We start from the raw sequence: 16,727 nt of genomic DNA, 5'->3' as shown, positions 1-16,727 counted from the left end.
ACAACTCACCCGTGTCGGAAAGCAATCGGTTCCTGTCCGAAAACCGCCGGAAAACTGTCGGTTCCTGCTGATATCAATCGATCATGACTTCCGCCTCTGACCGCACGAAGCTCTTCCACGCCCTCCACCAGGCCCCCGAGTCCGGCCCGCTCGCCCTCCCCAACGCCTGGGACGTCGCCTCCGCCCTCATCGTCGAGGCGGCGGGCGCCAAGGCCGTCGCCACCACGAGCGCCGGCGTGGCGTGGAGTCTCGGTGCCCCGGACGGCGACGCGCTCGACCGCGGTCTCGCCCTCGACCTCGTCGCCAGGATCGCGAAGGCAGTCAGGATCCCGGTGACCGCGGACATCGAGTCCGGCTTCGGCGCGGACGCGAAGGAGGTCGGCGAGACGGCGAAGGCCGTCAGCGAGGCGGGCGCGTCCGGCGTCAACATCGAGGACGCGCACGGGGCCGGGCTTCGCGACGTGAAAGAACAGCAGGAGCGGCTCAACGCCGCGCGGGAGGCCGCGCCGGACCTCTACGTCAACGCCAGGATCGACGTGTACCTGCGCGGCATCGGTGAGCCGCGGGACCGGCTCGCGCACACGCTGGAGCGCGCGAGGGCGTATCTGGAGGCGGGGGCCAGCGGCATCTTCGTGCCGGGCGTGACGGATGTGGCCACCGTCGAGGCGTTGGCCAAGGGGATCGACGCGCCGCTCAACGTCCTCGCCGGACCAGGCGCACCCGCGGTCCACGAACTCGGGACCGCGGGCGCGGCCAGGATCAGCGTCGGTACCGCGCTGGCGTCAGCCGCCTACGCGACGGCCAAGAAGGCCGCCGAAGAACTGTTGGCGAAGGGCACGTACGACAGCACCAGCGACGGGCTGGGCTACGGCGAGTTGAACGCGCTCTTCAGGGACTAGTGCTTCTTGCCACCACGAAGCTTGCGCAGCAGCTGCTCGGCCTGCGCACGCTTGCGCGGGTCCTGAGCCATCTGCCGTGCCTTGGCTTGGAGCTTGTGGCCCTGCGGGCTGCGCAGGAACCTGGTGATCTTGTCCATGAAACCGGCCATCGGTCCTCCAGGTGTCCGTTACGTCCAGTTCAACGGACGGAACAGCACCTGGAGTTCCCGAGGGTCACACCGGTGAAACTGTGATGCCCAGCGCGCCGGGGCCCACGTGGGCTCCGATGGCCGAGCTGACCTGCGTCAGCATGAACTGGCGGACGTTGGGCACGCCGGTGCGGAGCTTGCGCAGCAGGCGCGCTGCCTTCTCCTGGGCGTCGAAGTGCTCGACGGCCACGTCCACGGTGTCGGTGCCCGCGCGCTTGATCGCGATGTCCAGCATCCGGTTGAGCGCGCGGTCGGCGCCGATCACCTTGTCCAGCGGCGTGATCTGGCCGTCGGCCATGGTCAGCAGCGGCTTCATCGACAGCACGCCGCCGACCAGCGCGGCCGCGGCACCGATGCGGCCGCCGCGGCGCAGGTACTCGAGGGTGTCCACGTAGATCAGCTCGGTGGATCTGTCGAAACGGCGCTGCGCGGTGGCGAGCACCTTCTCCACGTTGCCGCCCGCCTCGGCCACCTTCGCGGCGGCCTGGACTGCGTAGCCGATGCTCATCCCGCAGGTGTGCGTGTCGACGACGTGCACGGGCACGCGGACCTTCGCGGCGGCTTCCCGAGCGGCCTCCACGGTCGCGGACTGGCGGCTCGACACGTGCACGGACACGATCGAGCGAACGCCCTGCGCTGCCAGCTCGTTGTACGTCCAGAAGAACGCGCCCGGATCGGGTGGGATCGTCGCGACGGGCACGTTCGAACGCATGGCCGAGACCAGCTCGGGGACCGGGATGCGGGACTCGTCGTCGGTGTGGTCGCCGATCCTCACCTGGATCTGCACCACTTCGATGCCGAGTCGATCAGTCAGCTGCGCCGGGAGACAAGCCGTGGAGTCTGTCACGATCGCTACTCGGCGGTACATGTCAGCGCAGCCTAGACCTCCGAATGGGTTACGTCTCAAAAGGTGGCGACACCGGGTGAGAACCATCACGCTTGCGGGGTGCTTGCTGGCGTTTGCAGTGGTGCTACTGGCGGGTAACATCCGGATTGATGGCAGGGTCGTGAACACCCGGCGGCGCAGTCCCTAGAGTCCTCCGCGTAAGCGTCGCCGCCCGTCCGCAGGAGGTCGAAGAGGACCTATGAACATTGTTGTCCTGGTCAAGCAGGTGCCTGACACCTGGTCCGAGCGCAAGCTCACCGACGCCGACCACACCCTTGATCGCGAATCCGCGGATGCCGTGCTCGACGAGATCAACGAGCGCGCTGTCGAAGAGGCCCTGCTGCTGCAGGAGGCCCACGGCGGCGAGGTGACCGTGATCGCGATGGGTCCCGGACGCGCCACCGACGCGATCCGCAAGGCGCTGTCGATGGGTGCCGACAAGGCGATCCACGTGAGCGACGAGGCGTTGCACGGTTCGGACGTGCTGGCGACGGCGAAGGTCCTCGCGAAGGCGATCGGCACGGTCGAGAACGTCGACCTGGTCATCGCGGGCAACGAGGCCACCGACGGCCGCGCGGGTGCGGTTCCGGCCATCCTCGCCGAGCTGCTCGGCCTGCCGCAGGTCACTCAGCTGCGCAAGGTCACCGTCGAGGGCACGACGATCAAGGGTGAGCGCGAGACCGACGAGGGCGTCGCGTTCCTCGAGGCGTCGCTGCCGGCCGTGGTCTCCGTGACCGAGAAGATCAACGAGCCGCGTTACCCGTCCTTCAAGGGCATCATGGCCGCGAAGAAGAAGCCCGTCTCCACGCTGTCCGTGGCGGACCTGGGCATCGACGCGTCCGAGGTCGGCCTGTCCGGCGCGTGGACCCAGGTGCTGGAGGCTTCCCCGAAGCCGCCGCGCAGCGCGGGTCAGCGCGTCGAGGACGGTGGCGACGGCGGATCCAAGATCGCCGAGTTCCTCGTCGGCCAGAAGCTCATCTGAGGGAGGGGAAATCATGTCTGAAGTTCTGGTACTGGTCGACCACGTCGACGGCGAGGTCAAGAAGGTCAGCTACGAGCTGCTCACGGCCGCGCGCCGGCTGGGCACCCCGGCCGCAGTGGTCGTCGGCGCTCCCGGCACCGCGTCGAAGATCCGCGAGTCGCTGGGCAAGTACGGCGCCACGAAGGTCTACGCCGTCGAGTCCGACGACGCCGCCGGCTTCCTGGTGACCCCGAAGGTCGATGCGCTCGCCGCCCTCGCCCCGAACGCGTCCGCGGTGCTCGTCTCCGCGACGATCGAGGGCAAGGAGGTCGCGGGCCGTCTCGCCGTGCGCATCGACTCCGGCTGGCTCGTGGACGTCGTGGACGTCGAGGCCGACGGCACCGGCGTGCAGTCCATCTTCGGTGGGGCCTTCGTCGTCAAGGCGAAGGTCAGCAAGGGCACTCCGGTCATCACCGTCCGCCCCGGCGGCGTGGAGGCCGAGGAGTCCGCCGCGGACGCCGTTCTCGACGAGTCGGTCTCCGTCTCCGTGGACACCGCCAAGTCCGCCCGCGTGACCTCGCGCGAGACCGTCGTCGGCGGCGACCGCCCGGAGCTGACCGAGGCCTCGGTCGTCGTCTCCGGTGGCCGCGGCGTCGGCTCGGCCGAGAAGTTCTCGACCGTCGAGGAGCTCGCGGACTCGCTGGGTGCGGCTGTCGGTGCCTCGCGCGCCGCCGTCGACTCCGGCTACTACCCGCACCAGTTCCAGGTGGGCCAGACCGGTAAGACGGTCTCGCCGCAGCTGTACGTGGCGCTGGGCATCTCCGGTGCCATCCAGCACCGCGCCGGCATGCAGACCTCGAAGACGATCGTCGCGGTCAACAAGGACCCCGAGGCCCCGATCTTCGAGATCGCCGACTTCGGTGTCGTGGGCGACCTGTTCAACGTCGCGCCGCAGCTGACCGAAGAGGTCAAGAAGCGCAAGGGCTGAGTAACACGGCCTGACGCAAGCGAAAAGCTCCTCCCCGGCTCGCCGGGGAGGAGCTTTCTCGTTGGTAGGACTCAGATCCAGCGCTGGTGCGTGTCCTGGTGGCACTGGAACTGGAAGATCGGCTTCTCCTTGACCGTCTGGATGCCGTTCTCCAGGCACTTGTTCGTGTACTTGTTGCGCAGCACGAACTGGTCAGGGACGTTCGGGAGCCGCTCGATGAACCAGAGCTGGTTCGCGTTGTAGTGGCACGGGTAGACCGTGACCTGGACGTTGTCGGCGAAGTTGCCCAACGGCTGGTCGAGGCACTTGCCGTTGAACTTGATCTTCAGGGCGTACTCGTTGTCGCCCTTCTTCTCCAGCACGAACTTCTGGTTGCTCAGGCCGTTGCAGTCCCACTGGACGATGGGGGCGGCGTCGGCCTGGTTGTGGCCGAGCAGGTCCATGCACAGGCCGGACTGGGCGTTCTTGAGGCTGATCTCCACCGGGTTCACGATCGCCGAGGCGGGCTGGGCCAGCACGACGGCCGCGGCGCAGGCGGCGAAGAGCGCGACGAGCTTGCGGATCATGACGAAACCCCTTCTACCGCTTGGTCTTCTTGACGGTGAACCCCGGCGCCTTGGCAGCCGGTGCGTCGGCGGACGCCGACCGTGCCGCGATCGACGAGCCCGACGTGGTCGCGTACGCGATGAGGATCTCGCCGAACTCGTTGCGGTAGCTCAGGACCCAGTTGCCGTTGGACATCGCGACGACACCGGGGTCCGTGGCGGACGGCTCGGGGAAGTCGCTGCCGCGCACCAGGTTCCAGGTGCGGAAGATCGCACCGCCCGGCGTGGTGGTGCCCGTCTCGTAGACGTAGTTGTCCGTCGAACGCGCGGCCACAAACGTCGTGCCGCCCGTCGAGGTCAGGATCGCGGGCTGGCCGAGGAACGCGCGATCGTGGATCTTGGTCCACGCACCGGTCCAGGTGCCGTCGGTGGCCTGGCGCTTGGTGTACACCTTGCCGTCGGTGCCGCGGGCGGCGAGCTGGATCGTGCCGTCACGGGTCAGCGCGGCCGAGGCGGCCGAGGCGAGGGTGGTGCCCTGCGGCTGGCCGAGGGCGGTCCAGCCGCCGACGAAGTTGCCGTTGCCGTGGTAGTTGGCGACCCACGGCTGGCCGTTCACGTCGGACGCGATCACCACGATGGCGCCGTTGTCGGCGACGGCGGTCACGGCGCGACCCGCGAACTTCGGCGTCGGGCCCGGCGTCGTGCCGGGGAACGAGACCTGGCCCTTCACCCACGGGCGCAGCTCGGCGTTGGCCGTGTTCTGCCCGCGCGCCCAGATGTCACCGCTGCCGTCGACGATGAACGCCGAGAGCAGGTTGTCCTTGCCCTTCACCACGGTCGGCGAGGAGGCGGTGAAACCGCCGAAGTCCTTGCCCACGGGGAAGTTCGCGTCCTTGGTGGGCTCCAGTGAGCTCAGGATCGACGAGTTGGTGCCCGCGCCGAGGCCGAACAGGCGGCCGTCCTCCTGCGCGGCGAGCGAGGCGCCACCGGTGAGGTTCTGCGACTGGGGAACGGTGCTCAGGTCGGCCGCGGTCGGGTCGACCAGGTCGCGCTGCCGGGCGTGGACGAGTCCACCCTGTCCGTCCACCCACAGGTGGTGCACGCGGCCGTCGGAGGTCTGCACGAGGCTCGCGGCGCGGTTGTCGCCCTCGGTCAGGCCGGGACGCTGGGGAACGGTGCCACCGACCCACTTGCACGAGTCCGGCGCGCCGATGATCTTCCAGGCCGGGTTCCAGCCCCAGCCCATGTAGTTGCCGCCCTGCCAGGTGTTCGTCTCCGCGGCATAGCGGTACCAGACGATCTGGTTGGGCTTGGTGCCCGGATCGTTGCCGCCGAAACCGATGCCGTCCTTCGTGAATCCGTAGATCACGTCGGCACCGACGCCGACGAGGCGGTGGTACATGTTCCAGCCCGATCCGTCCGCTTTGCCGTATTGCAGCCAGCGCTGCGAATCGGCGTGGTAGACGTAGCGGTACAACCGGCCGTTCATTTCGTCCGGATTGCGCGCCCAGATCACACCCTCACCCGAGGTGAAGACCTGGTCGTACTTGCCCCACCCGGTGTCGAGGACCCGCTCGGACCAGGTCTGCGTGGTCCCGTTGTACCGGGCCCAGGTCAGCGTGCCGGCGTCGTCGACCTTGTAGAAATCGCCCTTCGCGTCGACCGAGATGCGGAAGCGTGCAGGCGTGTTGTTCCAGCCGGCCCAGGGGGTCGGAATCACCTCGGGGCTGTTGTTGTCGAAGGACGCGCCGTTCCAGCGCCGCTTCTCCAGCTTTCCGTCGTGCACCGTGTAGATGATGCCGTCCGGCCCGGCGACCATTGTTGCGTCAATCACCTGGGGGCCGATGGCGGTCGGGTCCCACTGTGCGGCGCCCGTTTCCGGCTCGGAATGCGGATAGGCGCGGAACCACTTGTCCGGCAATGCCGCGTAAATCGTCGACGAGCTCTTGCACTGAATGGTCTCCGCCGCGACAGCGGCCGGAGCCGACTGCACGAGCGTCAGTGCGGACGCCGCCAGCGCGGCGCTGAGCAGCGTCGACGTGGTTCTGCGCGCATGACTGATGGCCATGACACCCCTCTGTCAGGTCATGTTCGAGATGGATCCACAAGGTTGTGTGCTGCTGGCAAGATCGACATCTCGCCCCCAGATGCCCTGCGGATCGAAGTATGACCACCCGTGTCAAGAGTCGCGAATCGAGATGGTGTGAGCAGGCACACCGGCGAATGTGTAACGCGCTCGGGTTCGAAACCTGAGCTTGCGCTGAGAGGTTCCCGGCTTTACTGTCCGATTACACGGCAGTACGCCCGTGTCGGTTCGGTCCGTCCGCTGGGGGAAGGTCCACGTGTCCAGGTTTCCGGGCGCTTTCGCGCGCCCTCATTTCGCGCGCAACAAAAGATTCCTCGTCCTGTGTCTGATCATGACCCTGGTCGGCGGAATCGTCGGCCCGTCGTCGAGCGCGGTGCTGGAGGGCTGGTTCGCCCAGCGTGAGGCGCAGCGCCAGTTCCAAGAGGCCCTGGCGGGCACCCCCGACCAGGACTGGACGACCGCCGGCAAGGCCGCGGCCCGCCTGAAGCACCGCGACCACGTCGTGGACGACGACGTCGCCAACACCGCGCAGGCCCGGTCCGAACAGGCGAAGTACCCGCCGATCGTGACGATGGGCCCGCAGTACCAGCGCACCAGCGAGACCAAGGTGCTGGACTCCCCGTCGCCGCAGCTCAAGGGCTTCGACCAGAAGACGAGCCAGGAGCTCTCCGACCGGCGCGACGAGTACAAGTCCACCTACCGCAACGCCGACGGCACCGAGACCACCGCGTACTCGCAGAACCGCGTGAACTACCGCGATGCCGACGGCAGGTGGCAGCGCGTCGACACGAACCTCAGGCAGGACGGTTCCGGCTGGCGCAACACCGCCGACGCCGTGACCACGAAGCTGGCCGGTCGTGCGGACGCGACCCAGCTCATCACCCTCGAGCTCGACCGCGACCACTCGCTGAGCTACCGCCTGCAGGACGCGGCACCCGTCGCCGGCCAGGCCTCGGGCAGCACGGTCACCTACCCCGGCGCGCGTCCCGAGTCCGACCTCCGCGTCAACGCCACTCCCGGCGGCTTCAAGGAAGACCTCGTCCTGCACAGCGCCAACGCGCCGACGACGTGGCACTTCCCGTTGCAGCTCAAGGGACTCAACGCGAAGGTCGTCGACAACGCGGTCGTGCTGACCGACGGCGGGGGCGTCGAACGCGCCGTCATCCCCGCGGGCTTCATGACCGACAGCAAGATCGACGAGAACTCCGGTGAGCCCGCCACCTCCTACGGCGTGCGCTACGAGATCGTCGGCGGCAGCACCCTCAAGGTCGAGCTCGACCAGGCGTGGCTGAAGGACCCTGCCCGCCGGTTCCCCGTCACGGTCGACCCGAGCGTCCTGGAGCGCAAGGCCGCCACCAGCATGTACGTGCAGCGGACCGGTGGATCGAGCGGCCGCACGTCCGACGGCCTGGAGCTCAAGGTCGGCCACGCGTCCGGCGGCATCAACGCCACCACCTACCTGAAGTTCCCCGGCATCGAGAACGACCTGCGCGACCACCGGATCTTCGGCGCGCAGCTGTTCCTGCTCAACTACTACTCCTGGTCGTGCCGGCCGTTCCCGATGCAGGTGCACGCGGTCACGCAGGACTGGGACCCGCGCAACCAGTACAGCTACCCCGGTCCGTCGATCGACGGCAACGCGGTGGCGTCGAGCTCGTTCGCGCAGGGTTACATCCCGCGCGGCGCCAACTCCTCGGCCTGTCCCGCCACCGGCCAGGCCATCAACCTCGGTGACAGCGGCCGCGACCTGGTGCAGCGCTGGGTCAACCACAGCCAGGCCAACCATGGCCTGAGCCTGCGCGCGTCGGAGACCGACCCGTTCGGCTGGAAGAAGATCGCGGGCCACAACAGCGCGGTTCCGCCGACCCTCTACGTCACGCACTCGCCGTACAACGCGACCTACCACATCGAGAACGGCGTCCCGACGCCTCCGGTCACCCGCAACCAGGACGGCGTGATCAAGGTCAAGGTCACCAACCTGGGCAAGAACACCTGGAAGCCCGGCGAGTACTTCCTCGCGTACCGGCGCTTCGACGCCCGCGGTGGCTACCAGACCGAGACCGAGTCCGCGCAGCTGCCGCACGACGTGGCGCGCGGCCAGTCCGTGACGCTCGACGCGAAGATCGGCCGGGTCGAGCCCGGTCAGTACAGCCTCGAGTTCACCATGGTGCACAAGGGCGTCAAGGTCTTCACCGACGAGCAGGTGGCGCCGGCGCGGCTCGGCCTGCAGGTCTTCGACGTGCCGCCGATCGTCACCGGCCAGTATCCGCCGAACGGCCACTCCGCTCCGTCGCTCGACCAGCAGCTCTGGGTGAACGCGACCGACGTCGACGCGCCGGGCGGCTCCACGCTGAAGTACCGCTTCGAGGTCTGCGAGGCGGACAAGGAGAACAAGCCCGTCAGCGGCTCGTGCTTCGAGTCCGGCCGCATCGACCGTCCCACGTGGACGATCCCCAAGGGCAAGCTGCGCTGGAGCAAGACCTACGTGTGGCGTGCCTTCGCCTTCGACGGCAACTCCGAGAGCGAGGCGCTCGGCTGGAGCGCGTTGCTGACGAACGTGCCGCAGCCCGAGGTCACCTCGCAGATCGGCGCCGCTCCCTACAGCGGCGGTGACCGCGACTTCAACCCGGTCAACGGCAACTACACCTCGGCCGCGATCGACGCCTCCCTCGCGACCGTCGGCCCGGACCTCACGCTGGCCCGCACCTACAACAGCCTCGACCCGCGCCGCGACCTCGCGTTCGGATCCGGCTGGGTGTCGCGGCTCGACATGCGCGTCATCGAGGACAACGACGGTTCCGGCAACGTCGTCGTCACCTACCCGGACGGCCAGACCGTGCGGTTCGGCGCGCACCGCAACACCGACGGCACGCTCGACCGCACCTACGCGCCGCCGCCCGGCCGGTTCTCCACGTTCTTCCTGGAGACCATCAGCGGCACCGAGACGTACGTGCTCGTCGACAAGGCGGCCAACCAGTACAAGTTCCGCAAGCTCGACGGCCGGTTGATCGAGATCAACGACGCGCAGCGCCGCGGCGTGAAGCTCACCTACGGCCTGCCCGACGTCGGACCCACCCGCATCACCAGCACCCTCACCGACGGCAGCGGCCGCGCCCGCCAGCTGCGGCTGGAGTGGGGCCCGAACAAGCACGTCAAGCGTGCGTACATCCAGGAGACCGAGACCAAGGTCCTGGAGTGGAAGTACACCTACGACGCCACGGACCCGCACAAGCTCATCTCGGTCTGCAACCCGAAGAACGAGTGCACGACCTACAACTACGAGCAGGGTTCGCACTACCGCAGCGTCGTGCTCGACTCGCGGCCCAAGCACTACTGGCGGCTCGGCGAGGGCACGGGCGACAGCGCGCGCAGCGAGGTCCTCACGAACCTCGGCCAGGACGCGGCGAAGTTCAAGGACGTCCTGCTCGGCAAGGTCAGCCCGCTCGACGGCAACCAGAACCCGGCCGCCGGCTTCAACGGCACGTCGTCCGTCGTGGAACTCCCGCGCGACGCCGTGCGCCTGAGCCGTGACGTCGCGGTGGAGTTCTGGTTCCGCACCACCGGCAACGGCCCGTTGCTCGGCTACCAGAACAAGCCGATCGGCGAGGACTCCGCCAACGGCATACCGATGCTGTACGTCGGCGAGGACGGCAAGCTGCGCGGTCAGTTCTGGAACGGCAGGGTCGCCCCGCTCACGTCCACGAGCGCGGTCAACGACGGCAACTGGCACCACGTCGTGCTGACGGGCGCGGTCTCCAAGCAGCAGCTGTACGTCGACGGCGCGCAGCAGGGCGGCGACCTCGACGGCGACATCGACCACGCCAACCTGAGCTTCTCCCAGCTCGGCTCCGCCTACGCGCCCGTCGAGGGTGCCTGGCCGAGCTACGGCGCGGGCAAGCGCCGCCACTTCACCGGTGAGATCGACGAGCTCGCGGTCTACGAGCACTCGCTCGGCCTGCCCGCGGTGAAGGCCCACATCGCCGAGAAGGCGCAGGCGCCCCACCTCACGAAGATCACGCTCCCGAGTGGACGGATGGCGAGCACGATCGCCTACGACCACGGCAACGACCGGGTGCGCGAGGTCGTCGACGCAGACGGCGGCAGGTGGAAGATCGACCAGCCGGTCATGACCGGCTCCGCGGACAACCTGATCCGCACGATCAACGTGACCGACCCCGGCGAGCGTCTGCACAGCTACGACTACGACGCGAAGCGAAGCCGGATCCTGCGCTACATCTCGCCGATCGGCATGAGCACCCGGCCGGAGGACCGGCTGCCGCAGGCCGCCACGCCGACGTCGAACCCGAACTGCCAGCCCGCGTCCGGGGTGGAGGACGGCGCACCCGTCTTCTGCGTCGGAAAGGGCGGCACCACGCCGCCGCAGATCGTCGACTCGAGCGGCAAGACGCGCGGCGTGCGGACCTACGACTACGACACGTCCGGCTTCCAGAGCACCATCAGCGACGAGCTGGGCAACCAGGTCAAGATGGTGAACGACGAGCGCGGCAACGTGAAGCAGACGACGAACTGCCGTCGTCACGGCACGGACTGCCACACGAGCTACGTCGAGCACTTCCTCAACCCCGGCGACTTCACCGATCCCCGCAACGACAAGGTGATCGGTGAACGGGACGCGCGCTCGTCCGGCCCCGCCGACGACAGGTACCTGGACAAGTCCGAGTACGACGTCTCCGGCAACCTGCTGAAGAGCACCGCGGCGGGCGGCCAGGTCGTCACCCACCGCTACTCGACGGAGAGCTCGGACGCCGCGGTCGACACCGGCAACGTCCCGGCCGGTCTCGTGATGAGCACCGAGCAGACGGGCACGGGCCAGACCACCTACGGCTACTACCGCGACGGTGACCTCGCCTGGGCGAAGTCGCCCACCGGACTCCTCACCTCGTACTCCTACGACGGGCTCGGCCGCAAGACCGAGGAGACCGAGACCCCGCCCGGCGGCGTCGCGGTCACCACGAAGTACGCCTACGACGACCTGTCCAGGGTCGTCGCGACGACCGACCCCGCGATCACCAACCGGGTCACCGGCGTCACGCACACCAAGGAGACGCGGACCACCTACGACGCCGACGGCAACCGCACCAAGCTCGCAGCCGTCGACCTGACCGGTGGTGACGCGCCGCGCGAGGCGACGTTCGGCTACGACGACCGCGGCCGTCTCGCCGAGGAGGTCGACGCCGAGGGCCGCAAGACCAGCCACGGCTACGACCACTTCGGCAACAAGATGTGGACTGTCACGCCGGGCGGTGTCCGCACCGACTTCACCTACACCGCGCGCAACAAGATCGCCGAGGTCTGGCTGCGCGGCTACACCGGTGACCCGATCGACCCGACGAGGCCGAACGAGGACCAGAACGACGAGAACGACCCGACCTCGAACACCAGGCCGGGCAAGGACTCCCTGCTCGTCCACAGCTACCTCTACGACCTCGCCGGACGGCTCTACGCCGACGTCGACGCGATGGGCCGCACCACCAGGTACGCGTACTACCGGGACAACTCGCTGCGGGCGATCGTCGCGGTCGGCGCCGGCCGTGACGCCGAGGGCAACCGCCGCGACATCACGGTGCAGGACAACACCTACGACCAGGCCGGTCACCTGATCCGGCAGGCCGTCGCGGGCGGCACCGTCACCGAGTACGAGGTCGACGCCGCCGGGCGCACCCGCAAGACCGTGCAGGACCCCGGCGGTCTGGCCCGCACCAGCACGCTGACCTACGACGCGGCGGGCAACGTCACCAGGGTCGAGAAGACCGGCAACGCGTCGAACTACTCGTTCGTCGGCCCCTCGATCACCGAGGTCGTCGACTTCGAGTACGACGCCTCCGGCAGGCAGACCAAGGAGATCGTCCACAAGGGATCCGAGCGGATCACCACCGTCCGGACCTACGACGCCCACGACCGGATCAAGACCGAGATCGACCCGCGCGGCGTCGCGGACCCGGCCCGCCAGGCCGAGTACACGAACTCCTACACCTACGACGAGACCGGCCAGCTGGTCGAGCTCGCGGGCCCGCAGGTCCAGGTCGAGGAGAACGGTGGCACCGCCCGTGCGGCGCGTGCGCGGATCACCAGCGGTTACAACGCTTTCGGGCAGCTGACGCACCACCGTGACGCGAAGGGCGACGTCTCCGAGACGACGTTCGACCGCATCGGCCGCGAGGTGGCGAAGAAGTCACCGGGCTACACGCCCCCTGGCGCGACCGAGGCGATCGTGCCGGAGGTCCGCACCGAGTACGAGCCCGACGGCAAGGTCAGCGCGGTCATCGACGCCGGTGGCGCGACGACCCGGTTCCGCTACAACCAGCTCGGCCAGCTCGTGGAGAAGGTCCTGCCTTCGCCCACGGTGCCGGGCGAGGCCGGTCCCAAGACGTCGTACGTCCACACCCGCACCGGTGAACTGCTGACCGCGACGGACCCGTCGGGTGCGATCACCAAGCAGGTGTACGACGACCTGAAGCGCCCGATCTCCGCGACGCAGCTGGAGCGCAAGCCGCGCGCCGCCGTCTTCACGTCGACGTTCCAGTACGACGACGCGGGCAGGCTCCTCAAGTCGACCAACCCGGTCGGCGAGGTCACCGAGCAGGTCTACGACAAGCTCGGCCAGCGCGTCCGCACGATCGACCCGGACGGCTCGAAGACCGAGTTCGGGTACGACGGCGCGGGCCGCGAGGTCCGCACGGTCGACGGCGTCGGCCGCATCACCGACCGCGTCTACAACCAGGTCGGCTGGCTCACCGGCACGCTGAACCTGGCGCCGGACGGCTCGTTCGTCCGCGGCGAGCAGCTCAAGCACGACGCCGTCGGCAACGTGGTCGAGGAGATCGACGCGCTCGGCCGTTCCACGAAGTTCACCTTCGACGCGGCCGACCGCCTGGTGAAGCAGGTGGAGCCGGTCTCAGCGACCGACTCGATCACCACGACGTTCGGCTACAACATCGCGGACCAGCGCACGCGCACGACGGACGGCCGCGGCAACGCGACCATCGCGACGTACAACTCGCTGGGCCTGCCGGAGAAGGTCGTCGAGCCTTCGACGGCGGCGCACCCCGGTGAGGCCGACCGCACCTGGACCACCTCGTACGACCGGCGCGGCCTCGCCACCAAGGTGCAGGCGCCGGGCGGTGTCACGCGGGAGCGCACGTACGACGCGCTCGGAAGGCTCCGCACGGAGTCCGGTTCCGGTGCGCCCCAGGCGACCCAGACCCGCACCCGCGACTACGACGAGCGCGGCCTGCTCGTGGGCGTCAACGCCCGCAACACCAAGAACACCTACGCCTACAACGACCGCGGCCAGCTGCTGACCGCGACCGGCCCGTCCGGTGACTCGTCGTTCGGCTACGACGCCGCGGGCAGGATGACCACGGCGACCGACGCCGCGGGCACCAACACGTTCACGTACCTGAAGGGTCGCCTGTCGACCGTCCAGGACGGCGTGACGAACGCGCTGCAGGCCTTCGGTTACAACGCGGCCGGCGACCTCGAGAAGATCACGTACGGACCGGACGCGATCCGCAAGTACGAGTACGACTCGCTGGGCCGCCAGGTGACCGACAAGATCGAGACGTCGGCGGGAGCGACGATCGGGTCCATCGCCTACGGCTACGACCTGAACGACCAGCTCACGTCGAAGGTCACCACGGGCACCGCGGGCGCGTCGTCCAACACCTACGGCTACGACCACGCCGGTCGCATGACCTCGTGGACGTCCGGCGGGGTGGAGACCAAGTACGAGTGGGACAAGTCCGGCAACCGGGTGCGCGCGGGCGACAAGGTCTCGACCTTCGACGCACGCAACCGCCTGGAGTCCGACGGCGACTACACCTACACGTACTCGGCGCGCGGCACTCTCGAGACGCGCACCTCGTCCGGCCTGACGGAAACGTACGGCTGGGACGCGTTCGACCAGGCCGTGCAGCGCGGCGGCACGTCGTTCACCTACGACGGCATGGGTCGCATGATCGGCCGCAACGGCGGCACGTTCCGCTACTCCGGCTTCGGCATCGACCCGGTGTCGGACGGCGAGTCCTTCTTCAGCCGCAACGTCGACGGTTCACTGCTGGCCGTCGGCACCGGTGAGGAGAAGAAGCTGACGGTCAGCGACCGCCACGGCGACGTGGTCGGCACGCTGAAGCCCGGCGGCGCGGCCATCGAGGACTCGGTCGCCTACGACCCGTTCGGCAAGCGCATCGCGGGCACCGGCCTGAAGGTGGGCTTCCAGGGCGACTGGACGGACCCCGAGTCCGGCGAGGTCAACATGGGCGCCCGCTGGTACAACCCGTCCTCGGGTTCGTTCACCAGCCGTGACTCGATCAGCCTGCCGTCGTCGCCGTCGGTGCTGATGAACCGCTACACCTACGCCGGCGGTTCGCCGATGAACTACGACGACCCGGACGGCCACTTCTGGGGCTGGCTCGGCGACAAGGCCAAGCAGGTCGGCAACGCCATCGGCAACGGCGCCAAGGCGGCCTGGAACTGGGCCAAGACCGACGGCCTCGAACTGGTCAAGGAAGTCTCCGGCTACAACGACATCAAGGGCTGCCTCACCAACCCCAGCTGGGGCGGGTGCGCCATGGCCGCGCTGAACTTCATCCCCGCCGGCAAGGTCGTGAACCTCGCCGCCAAGGGCATCAAGGCAGGCGTGAAGGCCGTCAAGGCCACCAAGATCGGCAGGGCGGCCGACAACCTCGGCGGCGGCGCCTCCAGGCTGGCGAAGTCGGCCGGCGACCTCATGCGCTCGGCGGGCAAGCTCATCACCGAGATCAAGTGGGTCAAGGTCGGCGGCAAGCTCGTCAAGCAGACAGTGACCAGAGTGGTCAAGGGAGCAGCCAAGTACGGGGCAGGCGCGGCCAGAGCCGTGGCCCGTTCCGCGGGCGACATCATCCGCTCGATGCCAGGCCACGCCTTCGCGAAGATGGCGGCCGAACAGGCGGCCAAGCGCATCCCGCCGTCGACGTTCGCGGCCCTGCGCAAGCCGATGCTCTCGGCCAAGGACCTGGTCGTCACCTCGCCGTTCTCCCCGGCGAACATCGTCAGCCACGCGTTGGACAACGTGGTGGACGGTGGCGCGGTCCTGGACTTCTTCCGCACCCTGGTGCTGAAGAACACCGACGACGTCATCAAGGACGCCCCGGCGGCGGCCCGCATGGGTTCCGAGGTGGCGCAGGGCGCGGGCGCGAAGGTGGACGACTTCGCCCGTCCCGGCCGTGCCGGCGGCTCTTCGGCCGGCGACCTGGCCGATGGCGCCGCGGGTGCCGCTTGTTCACTGGCTTCCCGTCTCGGCGTCACCAACAGCTTCGTGCCCGGCACGTTGGTGTTGATGGCCGACGGGTCGCGCAAGAAGATCGAGGACGTTCGTGTCGGCGACTTCGTGCTGGCCAAGGACCCGATCACGGGTGCGACCGGTGCGCGCGAGGTGACCGAGGTCCGGTCGAAGGTCTCCGAGCGGACGATGGTCGAGCTGACCGACTCGTCGGGCGGCAAGGTCCAGGCGACCGACGAGCACCCGTTCTGGGTGGAGTCGGAGAAGCGCTGGGTCAAGGCTGTCGACCTGCGGCCTTCGTACCGGTTCCTGACCGCGGACAACCGGTCGGCGGAGGTCACGGGGACTCGGTCGTGGAGTGGGGTCCAGCAGGTCCACAACTTCACGGTGGACGGGCTGCACACGTACTTCGTGGCTTCGTCCAGGGAGGCCGCCCCACTCCTCGTCCACAACGAGGGCAAGACCCCGCCGATCGGGTCGATGGGTGAGGGCTGCGAGCTTCGAGACCCGTTCTCGATCCGGTTCACGCAGAGCTCCGCGGGCTGGAACTACTCCAACGGCGGCAACATCAACGACTTCGTCCAGGACATCCGCAACGGAAACGTCGACTGGAGCCGGTTCGAGCCGATCCGGCTGGTGCGACAGCCGAGCGGTCTGTTCACCCTGGACAACCGCCGCCTGGTCGCGTTCCAGATGGCCGACACCGAGATCCCAGCGGTGATGGCGCCCGACAACGACGAGACCGATCGTGTGTGGAACAAGCACCACAACACCAAGACCGACGGTGAGGGCATCTCGATCCGCAAGAATCGCAAGGACAAGATCGGCAAGTGGTGGCCGGGAGTCAGAGGTGCGGATCCCGGCTGGGACATCACTCAGGGGCCCTGAGCGAGG

General features: G+C 68.5%; 8 protein-coding genes. 4 read left to right on the top strand and 4 right to left on the bottom strand.

Translation table 11 applies throughout. The features are described from left to right. The first annotated feature begins 83 nt into the window (after window positions 1-83). Window positions 84-899 (top strand): isocitrate lyase/PEP mutase family protein, encoded by an 816-nt coding sequence (locus tag ACSHWB_RS06855; RefSeq protein ID WP_439661228.1) that lies wholly within the window; start codon window positions 84-86, stop codon window positions 897-899. Here the strand turns inward: ACSHWB_RS06855 and ACSHWB_RS06850 are convergent. Together ACSHWB_RS06850 and ACSHWB_RS06845 are read right to left on the bottom strand one after the other, a co-directional pair. Further along, window positions 896-1,048, bottom strand: coding sequence for a hypothetical protein (locus ACSHWB_RS06850; RefSeq protein WP_177320432.1), 153 nt, complete (start codon window positions 1,046-1,048; stop codon window positions 896-898). The genes ACSHWB_RS06855 and ACSHWB_RS06850 overlap by 4 nt on opposite strands. Before the next feature lie 64 nt (window positions 1,049-1,112). After that, complete coding sequence (locus ACSHWB_RS06845; protein WP_439661227.1) at window positions 1,113-1,955, bottom strand: DegV family protein; 843 nt, start codon at window positions 1,953-1,955, stop codon at window positions 1,113-1,115. 217 nt (window positions 1,956-2,172) lie between these two features. Here ACSHWB_RS06845 and ACSHWB_RS06840 point away from each other — a divergent pair, with 217 nt between their 5' ends. After that, complete coding sequence (locus ACSHWB_RS06840) at window positions 2,173-2,955, top strand: electron transfer flavoprotein subunit beta/FixA family protein (protein ID WP_439661226.1); 783 nt, start codon at window positions 2,173-2,175, stop codon at window positions 2,953-2,955. A gap of 13 nt (window positions 2,956-2,968) precedes the next feature. After that, entirely contained in the window at window positions 2,969-3,922 is a 954-nt protein-coding gene (locus ACSHWB_RS06835) for an electron transfer flavoprotein subunit alpha/FixB family protein (RefSeq protein WP_439661225.1), read from the top strand. A gap of 71 nt (window positions 3,923-3,993) precedes the next feature. Here ACSHWB_RS06835 and ACSHWB_RS06830 read toward each other — a convergent pair whose 3' ends face one another. Further along, complete coding sequence (locus ACSHWB_RS06830) at window positions 3,994-4,488, bottom strand: RICIN domain-containing protein (protein WP_439661224.1); 495 nt, start codon at window positions 4,486-4,488, stop codon at window positions 3,994-3,996. Window positions 4,489-4,501: 13 nt separating this feature from the next. After that, the gene (locus ACSHWB_RS06825) at window positions 4,502-6,535 is read right to left on the bottom strand and encodes a tachylectin-related carbohydrate-binding protein (protein WP_439661223.1); all 2,034 of its coding nucleotides are present in this window, start codon (window positions 6,533-6,535) and stop codon (window positions 4,502-4,504) included. A gap of 349 nt (window positions 6,536-6,884) precedes the next feature. On the opposite strand from ACSHWB_RS06825, the gene ACSHWB_RS06820 reads away from it, so the two are divergent. Next, window positions 6,885-16,721, top strand: coding sequence for a LamG-like jellyroll fold domain-containing protein (locus tag ACSHWB_RS06820; protein WP_439661222.1), 9,837 nt, complete (start codon window positions 6,885-6,887; stop codon window positions 16,719-16,721). Window positions 16,722-16,727: the final 6 nt, after the last annotated feature.

This window comes from Lentzea sp. HUAS TT2, from assembly GCF_051853195.1.
In the GTDB taxonomy this organism is placed as follows: Bacteria; Actinomycetota; Actinomycetes; order Mycobacteriales; family Pseudonocardiaceae; genus Lentzea.
The sequence above is the reverse complement of the archived record's forward strand: the minus strand, read 5'-3'. Positions and strand labels throughout refer to the sequence as shown.

Excerpts from the sequence above, each read along its gene's own strand:
- ACSHWB_RS06855 (WP_439661228.1), top strand. The coding sequence starts at position 84 with ATGACTTCCGCCTCTGACCGCACGAAGCTCTTCCACGCCCTCCACCAG.
- ACSHWB_RS06845 (WP_439661227.1), bottom strand. The coding sequence starts at position 1,955 with ATGTACCGCCGAGTAGCGATCGTGACAGACTCCACGGCTTGTCTCCCG.
- ACSHWB_RS06825 (WP_439661223.1), bottom strand. The coding sequence starts at position 6,535 with ATGGCCATCAGTCATGCGCGCAGAACCACGTCGACGCTGCTCAGCGCC.
- ACSHWB_RS06830 (WP_439661224.1), bottom strand. The coding sequence starts at position 4,488 with ATGATCCGCAAGCTCGTCGCGCTCTTCGCCGCCTGCGCCGCGGCCGTC.
- ACSHWB_RS06850 (WP_177320432.1), bottom strand. The coding sequence starts at position 1,048 with ATGGCCGGTTTCATGGACAAGATCACCAGGTTCCTGCGCAGCCCGCAG.
- ACSHWB_RS06835 (WP_439661225.1), top strand. The coding sequence starts at position 2,969 with ATGTCTGAAGTTCTGGTACTGGTCGACCACGTCGACGGCGAGGTCAAG.
- ACSHWB_RS06820 (WP_439661222.1), top strand. The coding sequence starts at position 6,885 with ATGACCCTGGTCGGCGGAATCGTCGGCCCGTCGTCGAGCGCGGTGCTG.
- ACSHWB_RS06840 (WP_439661226.1), top strand. The coding sequence starts at position 2,173 with ATGAACATTGTTGTCCTGGTCAAGCAGGTGCCTGACACCTGGTCCGAG.